The sequence below is a fragment of the Corynebacterium belfantii genome, from assembly GCF_041898185.1.
Classification (GTDB): Bacteria; Actinomycetota; Actinomycetes; order Mycobacteriales; family Mycobacteriaceae; genus Corynebacterium; species Corynebacterium belfantii.
This window is the reverse complement of sequence record NZ_CP157823.1, coordinates 973,356-993,519: the sequence shown is the minus strand read 5'-3', so window position 1 is coordinate 993,519 and position 20,164 is coordinate 973,356. Positions and strand designations below refer to the sequence as shown.

General features: G+C 53.4%; 17 protein-coding genes, 1 tRNA gene and 3 pseudogenes. 4 read left to right on the top strand and 17 right to left on the bottom strand.

The features are described 5' to 3' along the window. Positions 1–38 precede the first annotated feature (38 nt). The 3 genes from ABMV07_RS05165 to mca are packed head-to-tail and all read right to left on the bottom strand — an operon-like array spanning position 39 to position 2,144. Positions 39–836, bottom strand: coding sequence for an isoprenyl transferase (locus ABMV07_RS05165; protein ID WP_196977795.1), 798 nt, complete (start codon positions 834–836; stop codon positions 39–41). Positions 837–860: 24 nt separating this feature from the next. Next, the gene (locus ABMV07_RS05160) at positions 861–1,202 is read right to left on the bottom strand and encodes a hypothetical protein (protein WP_088266673.1); all 342 of its coding nucleotides are present in this window, start codon (positions 1,200–1,202) and stop codon (positions 861–863) included. 54 nt (positions 1,203–1,256) lie between these two features. After that, positions 1,257–2,144 carry a mycothiol conjugate amidase Mca gene (mca, locus tag ABMV07_RS05155; RefSeq protein ID WP_088266672.1) on the bottom strand — a complete coding sequence of 296 codons (888 nt, stop codon included), beginning with the start codon at positions 2,142–2,144 and terminating at the stop codon, positions 1,257–1,259. A 301-nt stretch (positions 2,145–2,445) separates the two neighbouring features. Between mca and ABMV07_RS05150 the strand changes: the two genes are divergently transcribed. From ABMV07_RS05150 to ABMV07_RS05140, 3 genes are all read left to right on the top strand, one after another. Next, a complete protein-coding gene (locus ABMV07_RS05150; RefSeq protein WP_088266671.1) occupies positions 2,446–2,913 on the top strand; it encodes a DUF4307 domain-containing protein in 468 nt (155 codons plus the stop codon). Between the two features lie 177 nt (positions 2,914–3,090). Further along, positions 3,091–3,612 carry a transcription elongation factor GreA gene (gene greA / locus ABMV07_RS05145; protein ID WP_088266670.1) on the top strand — a complete coding sequence of 174 codons (522 nt, stop codon included), beginning with the start codon at positions 3,091–3,093 and terminating at the stop codon, positions 3,610–3,612. Next, the gene (locus ABMV07_RS05140; RefSeq protein WP_088266669.1) at positions 3,612–4,031 is read left to right on the top strand and encodes a hypothetical protein; all 420 of its coding nucleotides are present in this window, start codon (positions 3,612–3,614) and stop codon (positions 4,029–4,031) included. Before greA ends, ABMV07_RS05140 begins: the two co-directional genes overlap by 1 nt. A 69-nt stretch (positions 4,032–4,100) precedes the next feature. Here the strand turns inward: ABMV07_RS05140 and ABMV07_RS05135 are convergent, their stop codons facing one another. The 9 genes from ABMV07_RS05135 to ABMV07_RS05095 all read right to left on the bottom strand — a co-directional run bounded on the left by ABMV07_RS05135 (position 4,101) and on the right by ABMV07_RS05095 (position 12,018). After that, positions 4,101–4,931 carry a Bax inhibitor-1/YccA family protein gene (locus ABMV07_RS05135; protein ID WP_088266668.1) on the bottom strand — a complete coding sequence of 277 codons (831 nt, stop codon included), beginning with the start codon at positions 4,929–4,931 and terminating at the stop codon, positions 4,101–4,103. A 131-nt stretch (positions 4,932–5,062) separates the two neighbouring features. Further along, positions 5,063–6,070, bottom strand: a complete 1,008-nt coding sequence (locus tag ABMV07_RS05130; protein WP_088266667.1) for a helix-turn-helix domain-containing protein — start codon at positions 6,068–6,070, stop codon at positions 5,063–5,065. 654 nt (positions 6,071–6,724) lie between these two features. After that, positions 6,725–6,801, bottom strand: a tRNA-Leu gene (locus ABMV07_RS05125). An 83-nt stretch (positions 6,802–6,884) separates the two neighbouring features. After that, on the bottom strand, positions 6,885–7,835 hold the full coding sequence (locus tag ABMV07_RS05120; protein WP_196981363.1) for a Ppx/GppA phosphatase family protein: 951 nt from the start codon (positions 7,833–7,835) through the stop codon (positions 6,885–6,887). Continuing rightward, on the bottom strand, positions 7,832–8,398 hold the full coding sequence (locus tag ABMV07_RS05115; protein WP_088266665.1) for a DUF501 domain-containing protein: 567 nt from the start codon (positions 8,396–8,398) through the stop codon (positions 7,832–7,834). Before ABMV07_RS05115 ends, ABMV07_RS05120 begins: the two co-directional genes overlap by 4 nt. A 40-nt stretch (positions 8,399–8,438) precedes the next feature. Beyond that, complete coding sequence (locus ABMV07_RS05110) at positions 8,439–8,972, bottom strand: septum formation initiator family protein (RefSeq protein WP_088266664.1); 534 nt, start codon at positions 8,970–8,972, stop codon at positions 8,439–8,441. A gap of 120 nt (positions 8,973–9,092) precedes the next feature. Beyond that, positions 9,093–10,370: a phosphopyruvate hydratase gene (gene eno, locus ABMV07_RS05105; RefSeq protein ID WP_088266663.1), complete on the bottom strand. Its 1,278-nt coding sequence runs from the start codon at positions 10,368–10,370 to the stop codon at positions 9,093–9,095. A 161-nt stretch (positions 10,371–10,531) separates the two neighbouring features. After that, entirely contained in the window at positions 10,532–11,308 is a 777-nt protein-coding gene (locus ABMV07_RS05100) for a lytic transglycosylase domain-containing protein (protein WP_088266662.1), read from the bottom strand. A 20-nt stretch (positions 11,309–11,328) separates the two neighbouring features. Then, positions 11,329–12,018 (bottom strand): MazG nucleotide pyrophosphohydrolase domain-containing protein, encoded by a 690-nt coding sequence (locus ABMV07_RS05095; protein WP_088266661.1) that lies wholly within the window; start codon positions 12,016–12,018, stop codon positions 11,329–11,331. Between the two features lie 98 nt (positions 12,019–12,116). On the opposite strand from ABMV07_RS05095, the gene ABMV07_RS05090 reads away from it, so the two are divergent. Continuing rightward, positions 12,117–13,613, top strand: a complete 1,497-nt coding sequence (locus ABMV07_RS05090; protein ID WP_088266660.1) for an amino acid permease — start codon at positions 12,117–12,119, stop codon at positions 13,611–13,613. 10 nt (positions 13,614–13,623) lie between these two features. Here the strand turns inward: ABMV07_RS05090 and ABMV07_RS05085 are convergent. The 5 genes and pseudogenes from ABMV07_RS05085 to mfd form a co-directional block, all read right to left on the bottom strand. Next, positions 13,624–14,109 (bottom strand): annotated as a pseudogene (locus ABMV07_RS05085) (hypothetical protein). Between the two features lie 5 nt (positions 14,110–14,114). After that, positions 14,115–14,401 (bottom strand): annotated as a pseudogene (locus ABMV07_RS05080) (hypothetical protein); the annotation flags it as partial. 1 nt (position 14,402) lies between these two features. Beyond that, the gene (locus tag ABMV07_RS05075; RefSeq protein ID WP_374064146.1) at positions 14,403–15,944 is read right to left on the bottom strand and encodes an IS1634 family transposase; all 1,542 of its coding nucleotides are present in this window, start codon (positions 15,942–15,944) and stop codon (positions 14,403–14,405) included. A 125-nt stretch (positions 15,945–16,069) separates the two neighbouring features. Beyond that, positions 16,070–16,288 (bottom strand): annotated as a pseudogene (locus ABMV07_RS05070) (hypothetical protein); the annotation flags it as partial. Between the two features lie 56 nt (positions 16,289–16,344). Further along, entirely contained in the window at positions 16,345–20,145 is a 3,801-nt protein-coding gene (mfd, locus tag ABMV07_RS05065; RefSeq protein ID WP_371891295.1) for a transcription-repair coupling factor, read from the bottom strand. Positions 20,146–20,164 lie beyond the last annotated feature (19 nt).

The following is a 20,164-nucleotide window of genomic DNA, read 5'->3' as shown; positions in this document are numbered from 1 at the left end:
AATAATCCCCTTCCTAGAACGAGAAGAATACGTGTGCGTTATTTACCGAAGCGTCGGCTTCGCTTTGAGTATTCTCGCAATGCTCGCAAAAAATCAACGCGTCGGAAAGCTGGCCAGTACGTATCGGTGAACCAGATTTCTGAATACGCAGCCTGCCACAACAAAAAGCCAGAGAGGCGTTGTTCGCCTGAGGTACGAATCACGAGATCAGGGTCTGGTTGGCCCGATGTGTACAGGTGCTTGGAAATAGAATCGACGGAGATTTTCTCGGCCATTTCTGTAGCAGTCGTTCCTGCTGCAGCTTCGGCGTCGATAAGCTCGCGCACCGCATCGACGATTTCTTGGCGGCCACCATAGCCAACGGCAACGTTGACTGAGACCCCAGTGTTGTCGTTGGTGTTGACTTGGGCTTGGGTGAGACGCTGGGAGACGTCGTCAGGCAGCAAATCAAGGTGTCCGACAAGCCGCAGACGACAATTGGTTTCTGGGGAGGCGAGCTCATCTACGACGTCGCCAATGATATCGAACAACATTTGTAGTTCGTCGGAGGCTCGACCAAGGTTTTCCGTCGATAGCAGGTAAACGGTTACGAGTTCAACATCAGTATGCGCACACCACCGCACCATTTCGCCGATTTTCTTAGCACCTACGCGATGCCCATGGGTAACATCGGCAAATCCGGCCTCGCGAGCCCAGCGACGATTGCCGTCACACATGATGGCAACGTGCGCAGGCTGCCGCACCCCTTGGATTTCTCGCAGCAATCGCTTCTCGTAAAAAGGATATGCGGTGTTATAAGCAAGGTCGCGAAGAGAGAACTTTTTTAGTGTGCGCATTATGATGTCTACTCCCTTAAGTAATCACAACCAGTACTTTTTACTTTGATCGAGAACTCCTGCTTCAGCCATTGCTTTATCAATCGCTTCATGATCGAACGGGTCGATTCCATGAGTTTGGGCAAACAGGTTCCTTCGGTGCATGCGCGTGTAGCGACGTCGAAACGCCCACCCGATGTAAAGAACCACGGCAAGCAGCACAACAACAACGAACCAACCGATGGGTGAGGCTTTGCCAAATTCCGACCCCACTGGCCCAGCGCCATCTTGCTGTGCCACGATCAGCACCGTGTTTGCTATGTCCACAAATTGCTGTGTCACAGTTCTTCCTACTTCTTTCCACTCGCCGGAGTACGGTAATCGCATTCATCTTATGCGTAACGCGCACAAACCGCTAAGCAGAGGCTACTGTGTGTTAGCTTAATCTGCTGAGGTATCGATTCCTTCAAAAAGGTCATCTTCAGGTAATGAAGCAGAAACGCGTGTGCGCGCCAGCTCAAATTCTTCTGTAGGCCACAACTGTTGCTGAGTTTCAATCGGTGTGGCAAAAAATGTACCCGCTGGATCAATCTGCGTGGCATGAGCTTTAAGCGCTGCATCACGACGATCAAAATAATCCGCTGCATACACTTGAGTGGTCACCCTAGCCATGATGTCTGCACGGTGCTCGAGCCAGCGATCCAAAATATCTGCGTAAGGGCTCGGTTTTCCCTGCTCAACCAGCAGATTATGGAACATCTCCATGCGTTGGCGAATAAAACCATGCGTGTAATACAGCTTTAACGGAGCCCACGGCTGCCCTAGGTCACGACGATAGTTGGGGTCCCCAGCCAGATCCCACGCCAACATAGATACCTCATGGACTTTGAGATGATCTGGGTGTGGGTATCCGCCGTTTTCGTCGTATGTAATGATCACATGAGGACGAAACTCGCGAATAATAGCGACAATCTTAGCCGCAACCTCTTCAGAGTCTTCGAGTGCGAAACTTCCTGGCGGAACCGGCGGATGCGGTTCCCCCTCCGGGAAACCAGAATCGTGATACCCCAACCACCGATGCTGAACACCTAATTCTTTGACTGCTTGAGCCATTTCTTCTCGACGAACCTCGGCAATCCTGCCCTCTACCTCGCTTTTATCGAGTGACGGATTAAGCACGTCACCAAGTTCACCGCCGGTGCAGGTCACCACCATGACCTCATGCCCCTCAGCCACATATTTCGCCATCGTGGCTGCACCCTTACTTGATTCATCGTCTGGGTGGGCATGAATAGCAATCAAACGTGCCGGAGACGAAAGTGAACTCATGGTCGTTACAGTCCTTTTACCTTGGGGGATCTACATTGCTAGCAACACACAATGGCCACAGTTGCAATAAGCTGTCATCGCTTTAAGAGTATCAACTTCACCCATCATGAGAAGCCGGAACTATTACGGCATCACACTTTGTATTTAAATCCCGAATAATCATAAGTCGCATACAGTCGTGCGCCCCACGTTGCGGTTCTGGGCAAGAACAGGGCTACAATAAGGCACGCACCCCCTCAAGGGCGGTGATCAGCAATGATCAATCGCGCAATTCATCCACGTCAAGGAGCAACTTTTCACGATGCCTACTCCTAAGAATGACCCTGAGCAGCCCCCGTTTAAGCCGCGTCAGCGATACGCATCAGGCTCAGCTGCCACCGCCTCAGATCGCGGCACGCTATCAGGAAAGCTCTTGGCAGTACTCCTTGTGGTTATTTTGGCAGCAATTGTAGTGGCGTTGGCAAAATACGTTCAGCACTCACAAATGACCAAAATCAGTGGTCAAACCGCCAATGTCCGCGTGATTGACGATCACACTTTTAAGCTCACAGTAGACATCACACGTAGCGATGTCTCCGTCCCCTCCTACTGCATCGTCACCGCACTGAACTATGACATTGCAGAAGTAGGCCGTCGAGAAATCTTCCTTCCCGCTGGTGGCGACTCCACCCGCCGAATTGATGTAGAGCTTCAAACCACCGAACCGGCAGTATCCGGAGACGTATACGGCTGCGCCACTGACATCCCCTTTTACCTAGATCAGAGCTAGCCACAACAACGCACAACGAGCATTCACTGTGCTAGAATCTGCCAGAAATACCACGCTTGAATGCACTAGGTTACTTTTTAGCCCCGCGCTCGCTGACTGCACAGTCCTGCCGGGGCTTCAATCGTGATCGCCTGCGTGGCTGCATGCAAAATACAAATGTGTAAGGACGAAGACTAAATGGCTGACAACCAGAAGCAGTACATCACCCCAGAAACCAAGGCAAAGCTCGAAGAAGAGCTCAATGCCCTGATCGCTCACCGCCCTGTCGTCGCCGCCGAAATTAACGAGCGCCGCGAAGAAGGCGACCTGAAAGAAAACGCAGGCTACGACGCAGCCCGCGAAATGCAGGATCAGGAAGAAGCTCGCATCAAGCAGATCTCCGAAATCCTTGCCAATTCCACCACCGAGCGTGCCGGCATCGTCGAGGGCGTTGCCCACATCGGTTCCGTCGTCCACGTTTACTACAATGGCGACAAAAACGATAAGGAAACCTTCCTCATCGGTACCCGCGCAGCCGCCTCCGACAACAAAGACTTGGAAACTTACTCCGAACAGTCCCCACTCGGTGCCGCAGTAGTCGGTGCACAGGAAGGCGAAACCCGCCAGTACTCCGCACCTAATGGCAACACCATTAGCGTTACCATCGTTTCCGCTGAGCCTTACGATTCCTCGAAGGCCGCAACTCCACGTAACCCCTAATGCACAAGGGCACTATTCATGGTGCTCTTTGCTTATCGACGCTTCTCGCTGCCTGTTCCCCACCCCCTCAGGTCGACACAACCACAAAAGTGGTGACCGCGCAAAGCTTTAGCGCTACAACGTCGACCACTTCCCCTCCTAGTCGCAGTACTCCAGAAATTCCTGGTTTTATCGATTGCCTAGGACCGGCGATGGTAAAGCCCACCTCTATCACGATGGATTGTGCTTCTCACGATGCAACGATCCAAGAAATCAAGTGGACTAAGTGGACTCAACAAGCGGCGTATGGAACCGGCCGTATCAAAGAAAAAGGTTCCGCCCCACGTACCGTATCCATTGTGCTATCTCGACCTGTCCAAGGTGTAGAAGGCACGGTGTTTATTGACGTCTCTGTCGATGGCGAGGCATTAAGTTTATAAAGAAACGCGAGGGCGGTACCGAGTAACACATGTTGTGTGAACTTGGTACCGCCCTCGCGGTTTTATTTGTTACCGCTGATTAAAGTAGCTCAGCAAGCGCAGGATCTCGGTGTAGAGCCAGACCAAGGTCACTGCCAAGCCTAGAGCCACGCCCCAAGCGTTCTTTGCTGGCGCACCCTGACGGATCAGACGATCTGCGATGTCAAAGTCTTGAAGGAAGCTCATCGCTGCCAAGCCAATGCAGAACAGGGAGAAAATGATGGCGATTGGACCGCCTGAGTAGAGGCCTAGGTTGGTACCGAAGAGGCCCAGAACCATGTTGCCCAAAGCTAGAACCAGCACACCAATCAATGATCCCGTGAGGATCCGATTGAACTTAGGGGTTACCTTCACAGCACCCGTCTTGTATACGTAGAGCATTCCGAGGAATACGCCGATGGTGCCGAGGACTGCTTGACCGATCAAAGTACCAGCATTATGGCCACCCACCATTGCACCGGAAAGCACCAAGGAAATGCCACCGACAAACAGGCCCTCAAATGCCGCGTAGGTCAAGGTCACTGCTGCCGAACCATATTTACGGCCAAAGGTGCTGATCAAGACGGTGATCAAGCCACCGATGGCACCAACGCCGGTAAGGATCAATGCAAGACCAGGGTTAACCGTGGCCAACGCAAAGTTAACCACGGCGAAGGCGATAATAACGCCGACGGTGATACCAGTTTTGGTCACCACGTCGTCCACAGTCATAGGACGCTCTGCAGCGCCAGCTGAGGTAACGGGCTGACCATACTGGTCATACTGGGACATAGGGTTGAACGCTTGCTGCTGGTAGCCCGCTTGAGCATAGTTTTGGCGGGTACCCGTCAGAGAATTCAAGACCGGATTGCTACTGCGCATTGTGCGACACTTTCCTTTCAACGCCTTTGGCTACATCTTTGCCAAAGGCAACATCTTCGTACATCTGCAATAACGCATCGCAATGCTTTTTAGTTCCCTAGAAAAAGCTATTTTTAAAAATTTTTATGAACTTACACAGAAGGAACCAACACCTGCTCAGCATCAGCGCGTTCCTGTGCACTCAATCGTTGCAATTCCACCGCAGCAAGTGGGTTAACAGAAGCAGCGAGCACATCGCTAAGCGTTAATTCGTCGTGGGCCGCAGCAAGCGGCACTGGTAATGCTACAGAACCAGCAGAAACGTCGAGACGTGTATTTGTACCAGAGGGAATAGTGACAGTCTCCCCCGCACCCATAAATCGACAATATCCAGGGGTGGTAACGGTCGCCGTTCCGTTATAAATCCACAAAGCAATGTCGTCCGAAGCCCGCGCAAACGTTGTGGTTGCTGGAATCATCGGCGGTTGCTGCTCGCACACAGCATGCATACGCGGCGAGATAAAAGAAGAAGGAGTATCACCAGTATGTCGCTTAAATGCGCGCGTAAGGGACGATGTCGCATTAAAGCCCACCATCTGTGAAACCTGACCGATCCGGAAATCATGAGCCAATAAATCAGCCGCCACAGACACACGCAATGCTGCACGCCATTCACTAAACGTAAAACCAGTCGACGCAACGAACTGACGCTGCAATGTCCTGCTACTAATATTGTGTAACTGAGCAAATTCCAACAAAGGTGTTTGATCCGCTGGATAAGCGATCAACTTCTGAGCAACCTTTCGTGCCGCCTGTGGTTCAGGAACCTGTGGCGGCCGCGCGCGATCGTCGAAAAGCGCTGCGATACATTCCGATGGGCGTGTCTCGCCTAATAGACTGCGCGAAAACTCAAAAATCATTCGCTTCGACCACGCAGTACCCATATGCAAGCGACGAGTGCGCACCCCTCCATCGAAATCAGGAAAAGCCATTGGCAAGACCACACCATGGCCAGTAACAAAAGCACCGTGCGGAGCGAGCACAACATCACCAGCCATCACCTGGACCACCCGATCTGGAGCGTTAATCGTTGCACTACCCTGATCGCACCACAGCACAACGCAGTAGCTATTGGTCGTCTTAATTGATGGAAGACTCACGAGCCGAAACCCCTTTGAACATACAAATGGCACCTATACGGTCTGTATAGGTGCCATCAAACCAAAGGATGATTACAAAGGCAAGCCTAAGGTCATTGCTTACTCGTTGCACTAGGTACGATGTCGAATCGAATTCACCGACTGTGGCAGCGAACGACTTGAACGATAAGTCTGCGAGCTACCCATAAGTCCTGCGCAAGGCCGCGACGACGACTCGGGAATATATCCCCACGAATTCTCGGAGTAGGGATCAAGCGGCTCTAAGTAGTACGAGGTTTGCATTGCAGCTGGCATTGCCTTTATCTCCTTCACGGCATTGGTTTTTTATATGTTGCTACCACCCTAAAAACTCCGCCTTGAACCGACCTATCTGTTCCCTGCCAAAAACCTGTGACTTTCTGAGAAACATTAAGCACAATCCGCCAATAATATGACACCGATCCTCACCGCCCCAAGCGACAGCCCCTTCATATGCAGCTAGCGCCAACCCCTGCAACACCTAGGGCAAAAACTGAACGTTAAATCAGCACCAGCTCACTGAACACTAGTAATTTTCGTCTTCGTTGCTACTTCCCCTTCAAAGCGTGAAAAAGCTCAATAAGGCGCTAAATAAAAAGAACTACCTTGTGCTTTTGTAGCACGAGATAGTTCTAATGGTGCCCCCAGTGGGACTCGAACCCACACTGAATCGATTTTAAGTCGATTGCCTCTGCCGATTGGGCTATGGGGGCAACACCACAACACTTTACTAGCTAACTCCACTGTGGGGAAATGCAGTGAGATTAGTCCAGTTCAGAGCCGAAAAACACCCCCGTTACGCCCCGAATAGTCGAGAAACTATTCCATCAAGGATGTCCTTTTCCGAAATCGTCACGGAATCAGACACACCGAGCCGCTGTATCATCGCAAGGATCTGTTCGATTACAACGCTGCCACCCGCAATGACGTCTGCACGACCTGGATGCATTACGGAATGCGCTGCGCGCTGCTGTGATGTCTCCCCTATCAAACGCTGAGTTTCCCCACGGAGGGTGTCAGCTTTGTGCACGGAGCCATGAATCCGCTGTGGATCATAGGAATCAAGGCCCAAAGTGAGCGCAGCAACGGTGGTAAAAGTTCCAGCGCAACCTATCACCATCGATGCCTGTGCAATCGGCACATTGTCAAGCGCAACAGTCAACTGCGCATCGACGTACTCACGTGCCTGGGCGAGCTCTTCAGCAGTCGGGGGATCGGAGACCATGAGTCGCTCCGTGAGGCGCACACACCCCATTTGAGTGGAATACGCCCCTAGGATCTCGCCGGTTTTCTTACCTACAACAAATTCGGTCGATCCGCCGCCTAGGTCGATAACACATACGGGTCGATCAGTATCAGGAATATCAGCTACCGCACCGATAAATGACAGCTCGGCTTCTTCTGCCCCTGAGATCACCTCTGCGCACGCGCCTGGCACCACTGTGCCTAGAAGGTCGGCAGTCATGGCAAAGAAATCATCTTTGTTCGAAGCATCGCGCGTTGCTGAGGTTGCCACCATGCGGACGGCTGTCACTTTGTGTTTCACCATGGTGTCCACATAGCCAGACAATGCGACGCGGGCACGTTCAATGGCTGCGGGATCTATTTTGCCGGTTGCATCGACGCCCTCGCCTAGACGAATGATCGTCATTTGACGGGTGATTTCACGCAGTCCGGTAGGCGTTTGCTCACTAATCAGCAAACGTATGGAGTTGGTGCCGCAATCAACGGCAGCTACCACACTCACTTGGCCGAACCTGGAACGTCTGCGTGGCTGAAGTCGAATTGATCAAGGCTCACGCCCAATGATTCAACAGTCGGCCAATCTTGTGGGATTGCGGTGCCACGTAGTCCACCGTGATCAGCTGCAAGAGCGACTGACTCGGTGCCTAAACGGAAGTGGTCAGGGCCTTCTGCCAATGCGTAGGCGATCAACACGTGCAGGCACTTGACGCGATCTGGCATACCACCACCGGAGAAGTCGGTACCAAGATCTTCGATAGCGTTACGCTTGGCCAGGAAGTGCTCATGCGCACGCTCGTAGTCTTTGCGAAGCTCCTCATCGCTGTGCAGGCGATCTGTCATCCACTTCATTACATGTGCGACTTCAAGGCGTGACGCCTCAGCAGTAAGACGTGGCTCCGTGAGGTAGTAGAGGGTTGGGAACGGGGTGCCGTCGTCAAGCTTGGGGGTTGTCATCACCACACCAGGTACACCATCTGGGGTGTGGTAAGACACCTCGATAACTCCGCGAGGTTCGCGGCCTAGCTGCTCGGCAACAATAGCAAGATCAGATTCAGAAGCACTCATGCGGGCTATTGTCTCATGAAGCCCGCGCGTTTACCGATTCTTAGGGTTGTTCACTAGGAGGGGCGGTTGGAATCAACGGCAAATTCATCTGCGGTTGATCGCCTTGCTGCTCAGCTTCTTCAACAGGATCAACGATGGTCACGGAGTCCCACAGCTTTTCGTACCACGGATTTTTGGCCTTGGTTTCTTCTTTGGTGCTCACGTGCGAGCCTTGGTTTTCCAGCTCGGGAGTCATGACTCGATAGGCTTTTTCGCTAGGGGCGATAACTCCTAGACGCTTGCGTGCTTGTTCTTTAACGTAGGCTTCGGAATCATATTTTTCTAACTCGGCGAGTAGGCGTTCTTTTTCAATCTGCTTTTCGGCGATCGACGCCTTCAACCGAGCAGTCTCAGCTTTTTGATCCATGTAGGTGTTCAGCGGGCGCAGGATAGCAACACATAGCACGATCACGATCGTGCCGTAGATAACCAACCAACGGCCATCAACTTTCATGCTGGGGCGTGAAAGCTTGAGTCCGCGCGGTTTCTCTTCGCGGTTGACCACGGGAACCGCTCGTCGCTTTGTAAACACCATAGGTCACCTAGTTTAGCGCTGTTGTCAATCAAGGGTGGTGAAGAAAAATTCAGTCCCCACGGAGATAAAAATATCTTCGTGGGGACTGAAGCGTGTTTCGGGGTTAATTACGAGTAGTTATTAGCCTTGGAAACGTGGGAATGCAGAACGGCCTGCGTAGACTGCTGCATCGTCAAGCTGCTGCTCGATGCGCAGAAGCTGGTTGTACTTGGCAACGCGCTCGGAACGAGCTGGTGCACCGGTCTTGATCTGGCCACAGCCCAATGCGACTGCAAGGTCAGCAATGGTGGTGTCTTCAGTCTCGCCGGAGCGGTGGGACATCATGGTGCGGTAGCCGTTGCGGTGTGCAAGATCAACAGCGTCGAAGGTCTCGGTCAGGGTACCGATCTGGTTGACCTTAACCAGCAAGGCGTTGGCAGCCTTCTTGTCGATGCCTTCCTTCAAACGTGCTGGGTTGGTAACAAAGAAGTCGTCGCCAACGATCTGGACCTTGTCGCCGATTGCGGCGGTCAAAGCGGTGTAGCCCTCCCAGTCGTCTTCCTGCAGTGGATCCTCGATGGACACAATTGGGTACTCAGCGATGAGCTGCTCGTAGACCTTTGCCATCTCCTCCGCGGTGTGCTCGCCGCCCTCGAAGTGGTACTTGCCGTCCTTGTAGAACTCGGAAGAAGCAACGTCGAGTGCGAGTGCGATATCAGCACCTGGCTTGAAGCCAGCCTTCTCGATTGCCTCAACGATGAGGTCAAGAGCTGCCTTGGTGGACTCAACAGAAGGTGCGAATCCGCCCTCGTCGCCGAGGCCGGTGGAAAGACCCTTGGACTTAATCACGGACTTCAAGGAGTGGTAAACCTCTGCACCCATGCGCAGAGCCTCAGAGAAGGACTCAGCACCGATAGGAGCAATCATGAACTCCTGAACATCAACGCCGGAGTCAGCGTGTGCGCCACCGTTAACGATGTTCATCATAGGAACTGGGAGAACGTGAGCGTTAGGGCCGCCGATGTAGCGGTACAAAGGCAGGCCAGCAGACTCTGCTGCAGCCTTAGCTACGGCTATGGATACACCCAAGATAGCGTTTGCGCCGAGGCGAGACTTGTTCTCAGTGCCGTCGAGAGCAATCATGGCCTGATCGATCAGGCGCTGATCGTCGGCTTCTGCACCAGCGATTGCGTCAGCGATTTCCTCGTTCACGTTGTGAACCGCATTGAGGACGCCCTTGCCGAGGTAGCGCTCGCCACCGTCGCGAAGCTCGTGAGCCTCATGAACACCGGTGGACGCACCGGAAGGAACGCCCGCAACGCCGTGGGATCCGTCATCCAAGAAAACTTCGGCTTCAACGGTTGGGTTACCGCGGGAGTCCAAGATTTCACGAGCAAATACGTGCATAATGTCAGCCACTGTGTGTCTCCTATTGACGTTGTGTGGATGCAAGATTATTCATCCATTGCAAGTTATACACGCTAAAAATGTTGAACAAACAAAAACCACTTTGTCCGTTTTTAGCGTCCTTCAACAATTATGCCAACAAATCGGACACTTTGGAACGCTGTGAGAGTGAGTTATTGCACAGCTGGCTGTCGCAAGGCGTAGGAAGCGGCCGCATTTCGAACCTTAACGAGGTAGTCATGGGACATGTTGTAGGAATAAATGGCATTCGTCCAACCGTCCGCAGTTGCTAAGTCTCTTCCGTCACACAATAGGTTCGCCGCAGCTAGAGCGGCATCATCAATGTTGTTGGGGTCTGCCACCCCGTCACCATTAGCGTCGCGCCCGTAGCGTTTCCACGACTCAGGGATAAATTGCATCGGCCCTACCGCACGATCGAATTGAGAATCTCCGTCAAGCTCCCCCGAATCGGTATCTTTTACCTCCGCGAACCCAGGAGAGCCGTCGAGAGGCACACCAATGATCGGCGGAAGCACGTTGCCGTCAGCGTCAATACTCCGATTATCAAAAAGGTGGCCTGAGTATGTTCCGTGACGAGTTTCCACAAAACCAAGACCAGCCAATGTTCCCCAACTGAGGTGACATTCGGGCCACGATTGGGCAGCGACTAACTCCGCGTTGCCATAGGCACGTATCGCCGCCGAGCTTATCGACGTCTCCTCTGCGATCGGATCAGCCCAAAACGCCAACTTATCTGAGGTACGTCCCGGCGCATTGATATCGATCTGCGGAACGGCTTCAGCACGTGCCGGTGGCACATCCGTGGGGACATCTTCTAATTGCCGTATCGGGGATACCCCGCTCATGATGGATAAGGTCCATCCCACGATGGCAATGACTAAAACGACTGCCAGCACTACTCCTAGCGCGCACCCTGCGGCTTTTCTCAACCCAAGACTCCCTAGTTTGTTTATATGTGTGCCGATCGGCGTTTTCCAGCCTCCCAGAGACGTTCTTGTTCTTCTATGGGTACGACTCCGTCGGAGCCGTCGAAAAGGTAGGGCGAGCGTTGCTGCATTTTGGTCACAAAGCTTGCGGCTACGTCGTCGAGGTTGAATTCGCCATGTCGTGCACCGATTTCGGCGTGGAAGAGCACTTGGAGTAGTACGTCACCAAGCTCAGAAACGATGTGGTCGGTGGTTCCGTGGGCAACAGCCTGTGCGAATTCTTCGGCTTCTTCGTGGAGATATTCCAAGAGAGATTCGTGAGTTTGGGCTTGTTCCCATTCCCCACGGGCTACTGCTCGGCGTATCACTTCACGTGCTTGGCCTAAGGAGTCGTGCCGGCTGGGAACTTCGATAACGCTTGCCCCATTGTTGATGGCTTCGATCACTTGTGGATCCAACTCATTGGTGCTTATAAGCAGATCATCGGTTGCGAAACGCACAATGTCGTCGAGGTTCCAGCGAACTTTTACGGGTACCTCGTCGGTGAATCGTAGCTGTCCTTCGAGCTTGCCTACCAAATTAAAGGGGATCATGGATGGCCAACGGGCGTCGAGAAGCAGAACGGTCATGACTGACATAGTAATCATAGAGGCTTTGATAGCGGGTACCCGCTCCGGTGTTGGATGTTCGTGGCAATATTGATTCTGTGGCAATTTCTTGTATTCTTTAGCTTTACTTAACCGCGTTTAGAATTACTTCATTTATCTATATAGAGGTGCACATGGCTGCCGTTCCTAAAGGGACAGAATCGATGACCACCCCGGCCACCATCGTCGAAGCAACTTCTGCCCAAAGCCATAGCGTCCGCATCTGGACGCTCATCGGTCTGATCATCGGCTCCACCGTTGGATCCGGAATCTTCTCCCTGCCCCAAAACATTGCCTCCGTTGCCGCCCCAGGCGCCATGTTCATCGGTTGGATGATCGCTGGAATTGGCATGCTCGCCGTAGCATTCGTCTTCCAAATCTTGGCGCATCGTAAACCACACCTCGACTCTGGCGTCTACTCCTACGTGCGTGCAGGACTCGGTGACTACATTGGTTTTACCTCTGGTTGGGGTTACTGGCTCGGCAGCGTTATCGCTCAGGTCGGCTACGCCACCCTGTTTTTCTCCACGCTTGGTCACTACGTTCCGCTGTTTAACAGCGACAACCACGTAGCCTCCGTCATCGGAGTCTCACTTCTTACATGGGTGATTTTTGGCATTTTGTCCATGGGCGTCAAACAAGCAGCCTTCATGAATGCCGTCACCACAGTTGCTAAGCTCCTCCCCATTTTCGCCTTCATCGTCCTCGTCGCCTTCCTAGGCTTTAGCTGGGACAAACTCACTCTCGACTTCTGGGGCGAATCCACTGGCAGCAGCGTATTCGAACAGATCCAAGACATTATGTTGTTCACCGTCTGGGTCTTCATCGGCGTGGAGGGCGCATCGGTCTACTCCAAGCAAGCCCGCACACGTCGCGACGTCGGCCGCGCCACCGTCATCGGCTTTTTCACCGTGCTGGTGCTCCTCGTCTCGGTTTCTACTCTGTCCTACGGTGTGCTCACACAAGCCGAACTTGCCGCCCTTCCCGATAACTCCATGGCCAACGTCCTCGAGGCTGTTATCGGCCCGTGGGGAGCCGCGCTAGTATCCATCGGCCTGTGTTTGAGCGTGCTGGGCGCCTATGTGTCATGGCAGATGTTGTGCGCAGAACCTGTTGCCATGATGGCTTTCGACAACCTTTTGCCCCGCAAACTCGGCACCATTAATGCCACAGGTTCCCCTGTTATCGCACAGCTGATTTCCACCATTGTGATCCAACTATGGGTCTTCGTGTTCTTCCTCAACGAAACGACCTATATCTCCATGGTGCAATTAGCAACAGTTCTCTACTTGCTGCCTTATGTGTTCTCCTCGCTCTACCTCATTTTGTTGGCTACCCGCGGCAAAGGAATTTCTCACCCTGCTGCAGGCACGCGTTTCGACGACTCCGGCCCCGAGGTCAGCGCCGCCGACAACCGCCGACACCTCTTTGTCGGTGCAGTCGCATTCATTTACTCCCTGTGGCTGTTTTATGCAGCTGATTTGAAATACGTGCTCTTCGGCGCACTCGCAGTTCTGCCAGGGTTGATCCCTTACGTGTGGACTCGCCTGTACAAAAAAGAACGAGTATTCAACGCCTTCGAATGGTTTGTTGTTGCGCTCATTATCATCGCAGCAGGCTTCGGTCTTTCCGGGATCATAACAGGATCAATGTCACTATAACCCCGACGCCTTAATCCCAAGGGCTTTGGCCAACATCAAAGCCCTCAATATAGCCACGAATCGCCTCAGTCACCGCGTTGACTCCAAAAACAACTTCAGCCATGAGCTGTTCTTCGATCAGCGCGAAGGGGCTACCCAAAATGCGATAGTCGGCGTGCACAATCGTGGCGTTGTGCCCGTCGATAGGCTGCGTGGTTGTAAACATCACGGGCCCTATGCAGTTGACGTTAAATGCAGTAACCCAACGATCGGCGTCACAGGGGGAATCGTCGATACGCGCATCGGCGGTTGTGAGCGCACTAAGCACCACACAATTGTCAGAATCGGCAATAATGACCGAGATTCCATCGACATCCGTAGTGGCAAAACCAGCATCGTCGATATGTACATCACCGCCCTTGGCACGGATCGCAGATACTACCGCCTCGCAGGTTACAGGGTAGAGCTGCGGCCCTGTGGTTGGGCATTCTTTTTTTGTTTAAAAAAACCACGCCATTGTTATTATCCCTGTTCTAAGTCCGCACCAGTGGTCACCAAGAGCACTGCGTCAAAGCAGTGGAAGGCAAGCTGAAAGTAGGCATCAAGAATTTGGCATAACTGTGTGTCAGACAGCGGATGCGATTGATGAAGGTGCAGCCGAAACTCCAACGTTTTAGTGCCATCGCCATCACGACGGGGATGAGTTTCCCCACGGGGACACGAGCGTTAGTGGAGTTTATGAACTCTTCAATTTCTTGCTTCTTGTGGTCAGGAATAATCCCGTACCAGTTTGTCCTGACTTGGCTCAATTTAGTCAGACGGTTGGGGCAGCTTTTCGGTGAGTTCGCGGATGTCAGCGGGCAGGTCGGTTTGTGCATGGAGGGTCTGGCCTGCGATTTCGACGGTAAACGTCCGGTATTTCTTCAGGGTTCGCACTAATCGCTTCAACGATAGGCCCGTGGCTTGTTCCAACACGTGGCCTGTGGCCATCGCGGCCATCACAATGGTTAGGTGTGCGTGGATGGAGTCTTCTTTACGGTGATAAATCGGTCGGGCTTTCAGGTCTGATTTCGCCATTCGGAACGATTTCTCGATCGTGAACAGGCGCCGGTAGGCACCGATGACTTCCTGGGGTTTTAAGTCTGTGCGTGAGGTCTCGTATCCTTTAATCCCGGCCAGGGTTAGGTGCTTGTTGGCTAGGGTGTGGTTGACCTGCTTATTCGGGGCCTTGAGGTTGACGTATCGATTCCGCTTGACGGGTATCTTTCCGTCAACAGCACGCTGGGCTTTATCTAGTTGTTCGCCGATGCCGCGCCTTGTGCGCCGAGCCCTATCGTAGGAATACTGGTAATAGGTCACTGCCTGCGGTTTGCCGCTGGTGCGGCGTTTGTCGCTGTGGTGACGGTGGGTCCAGATGTGTCCGTCGTCGTAGTCGGTGTAGCTGCGCCCTTCCGCTGCATCTAGCCAGGCTTTAATTGGTTCTGGGATTTCGCGTTCTTTCGTGCCCAGAATGTAGTCCAACCCGGCATCGATAATCGCGGTCTTGTTGGCGGCTGAAAACATGCCAGCATCAGCAACAATCGTGATGTCGTCAAGGTGGTAGGCGTCTTTAAGACGCAGGATCATTGGCAACATGGTGTGCGTTTCCGCACGATTGCCTTCAAACGCGCCGATCGCCAAGGGCAAGCCGGTGGAGTCGGTGAGCATCCCGACAGTGATCTGGGGTTCGAGTCGGCGTTCTTTACTAAACCCGGGTTTGCGTAGCTCGTCGGGCACGTCAGTTTCAAAATACAAGGTTGTCACATCGTAGAGAACCATCACACCAGGACCAATGGCCGCGTGTGTGGCTAGCGCGTGGGTTATCTGGTCGCGGAAGTCTTTGTCGGCATACCGCGGAAGGTAGCGCTTTATAGTCGCGTATGAAGCCGAGGCCACGCCGACTTCTGCCAGAGTTTCAATGGAATCAAACTTGGAACCCGGCGAGATAATACGGGCTTGGACCAGGTTGAAAAACACCTCGTCCTTGCCGCTTGCCGTATCCAGGCCAAGGAGTTGGAAGGCCCCGCGAATCGCGTCTAGGAGAAGACCTGCGCGTTCACCGGATACCGTGACGGGATTATCAACCGTGCCTGTTCCAGACACAGCAACCGCAGAAGGCAACACTTTGAGGTCAAGTGAAATTTGCTCGCCATCGACAAGCCGCTGAGCCTTGACCATCAGCGCTGCGAGATCGTGGTCGGTATGGGCGGAGCCGACGTGTTCGATTTCAGGTTTGCGGTTGCGGTACCGCCAGATGATTTGAACAGCGGTCGCACCCGACGCCGTCGGGACCCGGCGGATACTCGGTGACATATTCAACAGCCTACCGGCACCCCCACCGCTACCCGCTTAGTCAGACAAAACCCGCACTCTGATACCCAACCCCACAGGCAGAAACGTCAATATGAACTACAACACACCAAAATGAGCCAAGTCAGGTTAGTGGAGTTTATGAACTCTTCAATTTCTTGCTTCTTGTGGTCAGGAATAATCCCGTACCAGTTTGTGCGGGCGGTAACTAGGGTGTCGTCGATAATGAAGACGGTTTCTCCGGAGGGGAATCCAGCACCGACGAGGCCCTCGTCGTCGATGGCGGAATCAATATTGAGCTTGTTGAGTATCGCTTGCAGCGATTGGCGGGTGATGTAGGTGTCCACGCCACCCAGTGTGTTCTACATAACACTAGGTAGCAATGGAGGAGGTAGCTCAACGATTAACGCATACGGTATTTTCTACGTCGCGCTTCTCTACGATCTTCGTAGTTCTCATCGTCATTTCGCACTTGTCTGCGCGCCGCTGCCCGTTGCGCTACGCGCTCCGCACGCGCCGCAGCAGGGCTCATGGGCTGCGCCACCGAGATCACTTTATCCGGCAGCTTCTCCCCCGTCACAGATACGCGATCGTGTTCAAACATCTCCGCGATAAAGTCAGCAACCCACTGCAATAATTCAACATCGCGAAGCTGTTTGTCCGTTACCTTCGCGCCTTCTTTAGGAAATGGCAACTGGATGGCCTTAGCAGCAGCGCGATATGTAGCAGAAGGTGCCAGACGCTTGAGACGCACCTGCTTGGAATCAGTCAATTCCACTGGGTGCAGCTTGATGCGTGTGCCCTGCACACCAATATCGCTTAGCCCTGTCGCGCGTGCTAGGTGACGCAGGCGCGACACCGCCAGCAGTCGCTTTACCTCGTGGGGAACGGGACCGAAGCGGTCTTTCATTTCCTCAACCACAAGCGACAAGTCCTTATCATTGGCCGAGGCGGCAAGTTTACGATAGACCTCAAGGCGCAATCGTTCTGAGTTAATGTAGTCCTCGGGGATGTGTGCGTCGACAGGCAAATCGATGCGGATCTCCTTCGGCCCCTGCTCTGTGGCATCGACAATCTTGCCATCTGCTAGCGCACGGTATGCCTCGACTGCTTCTCCCACCAAACGAACATACAGGTCAAAGCCCACTCCGGCGATATGACCAGACTGTTGCGCTCCCAACACATTGCCGGCACCGCGCATTTCCAAGTCTTTCATGGCCACCGCCATACCAGCACCAAGATCGTTGTTTTGCGCGATCGTAGCAAGACGATCATAGGAGTTTTCCGTCAACGTGGCACCCTTGGGATACAAGAAATAAGCGTAACCCCGTTCACGGGATCGCCCTACTCGCCCACGCAACTGGTGCAGCTGCGACAGACCCATGTGGTGAGCGTTTTCCACGATAAGCGTGTTGGCATTCGCGATGTCTAGGCCGGTTTCAACAATCGTGGTACAGACCAGAACATCGTATTCATGGTCCCAGAATCCCTGAACAGTTTGTTCTAGTAGCTCTTCGCTCATTTGCCCATGGGCCACCACAATGCGTGCTTCCGGTACGAGTTCACGCAGTTCCCGAGCCTTTTTCTCGATGTCGGAGACTTTATTATGCACATAGAAAACTTGGCCATCACGAAGCAGCTCACGCCTAATGGCTGCCGCTACTTGTTTATCTTCTTGGGCGCCCACGTAGGTCAAAATCGGGTGTCGATCTTCTGGCGGGGTCAAAATGGTCGACATCTCACGGATACCGGCCATCGACATCTCCAAGGTGCGCGGGATCGGAGTTGCCGACATCGTGAGCACGTCCACATGGGTACGCAATGCCTTGATGTGTTCCTTGTGCTCAACGCCAAAACGCTGTTCCTCGTCCACGATGACAAGGCCCAGATTTTTCCACTGCACACCTGTTTGCAGCAAGCGGTGCGTACCGATCACGATGTCAACAGAACCGTCGGCAAGTCCTTTAAGGATCTCCTTTGATTCACTAGGAGAGGTAAAACGGCTAAGCCCCTTGATCGTCACGGGGAATCCTGCCATGCGTTCTTCAAAGGTGCTCAAATGCTGCTGGGCCAACAAGGTTGTAGGAACAAGCACCACGACTTGACGACCATCTTGCACCGCCTTGAATGCCGCACGCACAGCAACTTCAGTTTTGCCATAACCTACGTCACCGACCACCACGCGGTCCATTGGCGAAGGCTTTTCCATGTCCGCTTTCACCGCGTCAATAGCAAGCATCTGATCTTCGGTTTCCACGTAAGGGAAGTTATCTTCCATCTCGTGTTGCCACGGGGAATCAGGTGCAAACGCATGCCCCGGCGCGGATTGCCGCTTGGCATACAGCTCGACTAATTCACCAGCGATTTCGCGCACCGCTGCGCGAGCTTTCTTTTTGGTGTTCTTCCAGTCCGAGCCACCCATTTTAGAAAGGGTAGGTTTTTCACCGCCGACATATTTACTCAGCATGTCGAGGGAATCCATAGGCACATACAGTTGATCTGCTGGCTGCCCGCGTTTCGACGCCGCGTATTCCAACACGATGTATTCGCGCCGCGAAGTCTCATCACCGGACTGAATCACACGCTCGGTCATCTTGAGGAACCGGCCGATGCCATGGGTTTCATGGACCACATAGTCGCCGGTTTTCAAAGCAAGCGGGTCCACTCGGTGGCGGCGCTTGGCTGGGCGACGCTTCGCACCAGCAATGTCACCAACTCGGTTACCGGTAAGGTCAGTTTCTGTGATCACTACCAGTGGCAATGCAGGCTTCCCAGGTTGCTTTCGCACCTTGGGAAATACCAAACCTGCATGGCTCATCGCCTGATACAGTGTCACTTCGCCCAAGGTTGGCTGCCAGCCAGGTGTTGCCACCTTCGTGGGGATTCCTTGTTCCTTAAAGCGTTCCACCATGCGCTTAATAGCGCCTTGAGCAGGAGCAATAAAGGCTGCCGCACCGCCGTCGCGCGTATGTGCAAGAAGCAGAGCCATCATCTGATCAATCTGTTCGAGATCGCCACGCGGTGTAGGTCCCGGCTCAAATTCCAAAGGGAGGGTGTCGCCGTCTGAGGCTTCAAACATGCCAGGTGGCGCAAAAGTCCACCATGGCATGGTGTGCTTCTGTGCTGTCTTTTCCAGCGATTCATAAGAGCGATACGAGCTGGCATCAAGATCGAGGCCACGCGTTGCCACGGGACCATCGGCGCCCATAGCAGCAGCCTCCCAACCAGCGGCCAAAAACTCGGCATCCGTAGCTTGAAGATCTGCTATACGAGTCCGAATCTTTTCCGGCCCAACCACCACAATATGGGTGTTTTCGGGCATGAGCTCCGCAAGGGTGACCATGGGTTGATCAACCAGCGCTGGGATCAAGGCTTCCATGCCATCTGACGGGGTAGAGTCGGAAATTTTAGCCAGTAGCTCCTGCAGCGTTGGGTTTCCTTGAAACTTCACAGCGAGCTCAGCTGCACGTTGTGCAATTTCTGGGGTAATAGGCAGTTCTCTCGCTGGGAAAACCTCTACACGCGACACATCCGAATCAGGAATCGCACGCTGATCAGCAACTTGGAAACTACGGATCTCTGAAACCTCATCGCCCCAAAACTCCACACGTACTGGATGCTGAGCCGTTGTGGGAAACACATCCAAAATGCCGCCGCGCGTTGCAAATTCACCACGCTTAGCCACCAAATCCACATGGTGATAAGCCCGAAACACCAACTGCTGTGTTGCTTCTTCCAAACTGCATTCGGAATCAACTTCCAACACCAAAGGATCTCGACCAGCAACCTGTGAAACAATCGGCTGGCTGAAGCCACGCGCAGCCGTCACCACCACTGAATAGTCTGCAATATGCGACAAGATACGTGCTCGCTGACCAGCAATATCAGCACCTGGGCTCAAGCGTTCATGCGGCAACGTCTCCCATGCCGGAAACCACGCCACCTTCTCCCCCAACATGGCACGCAGCTCAGCAGATAAATCCTCTGCCTCACGCCCCGTAGCTGTCACCACAAGCACTGGGGCACGGTTCGCCAACGCAGCAATCGCCCACGGCCGTGCCTGATCAATGCCTGTGATATGCAGATGGGGTTCGCCTACATGCTGGAGCAGTCCCTTGATCTTTGGATCGGTGGCAGCAACTTTGAGCAAACCAGCAAGCATTGGTGGTTGTGCCGCAGGCACGGATTTATCGGGCACGAACATGCCCTCCCTTCGTGAGGAA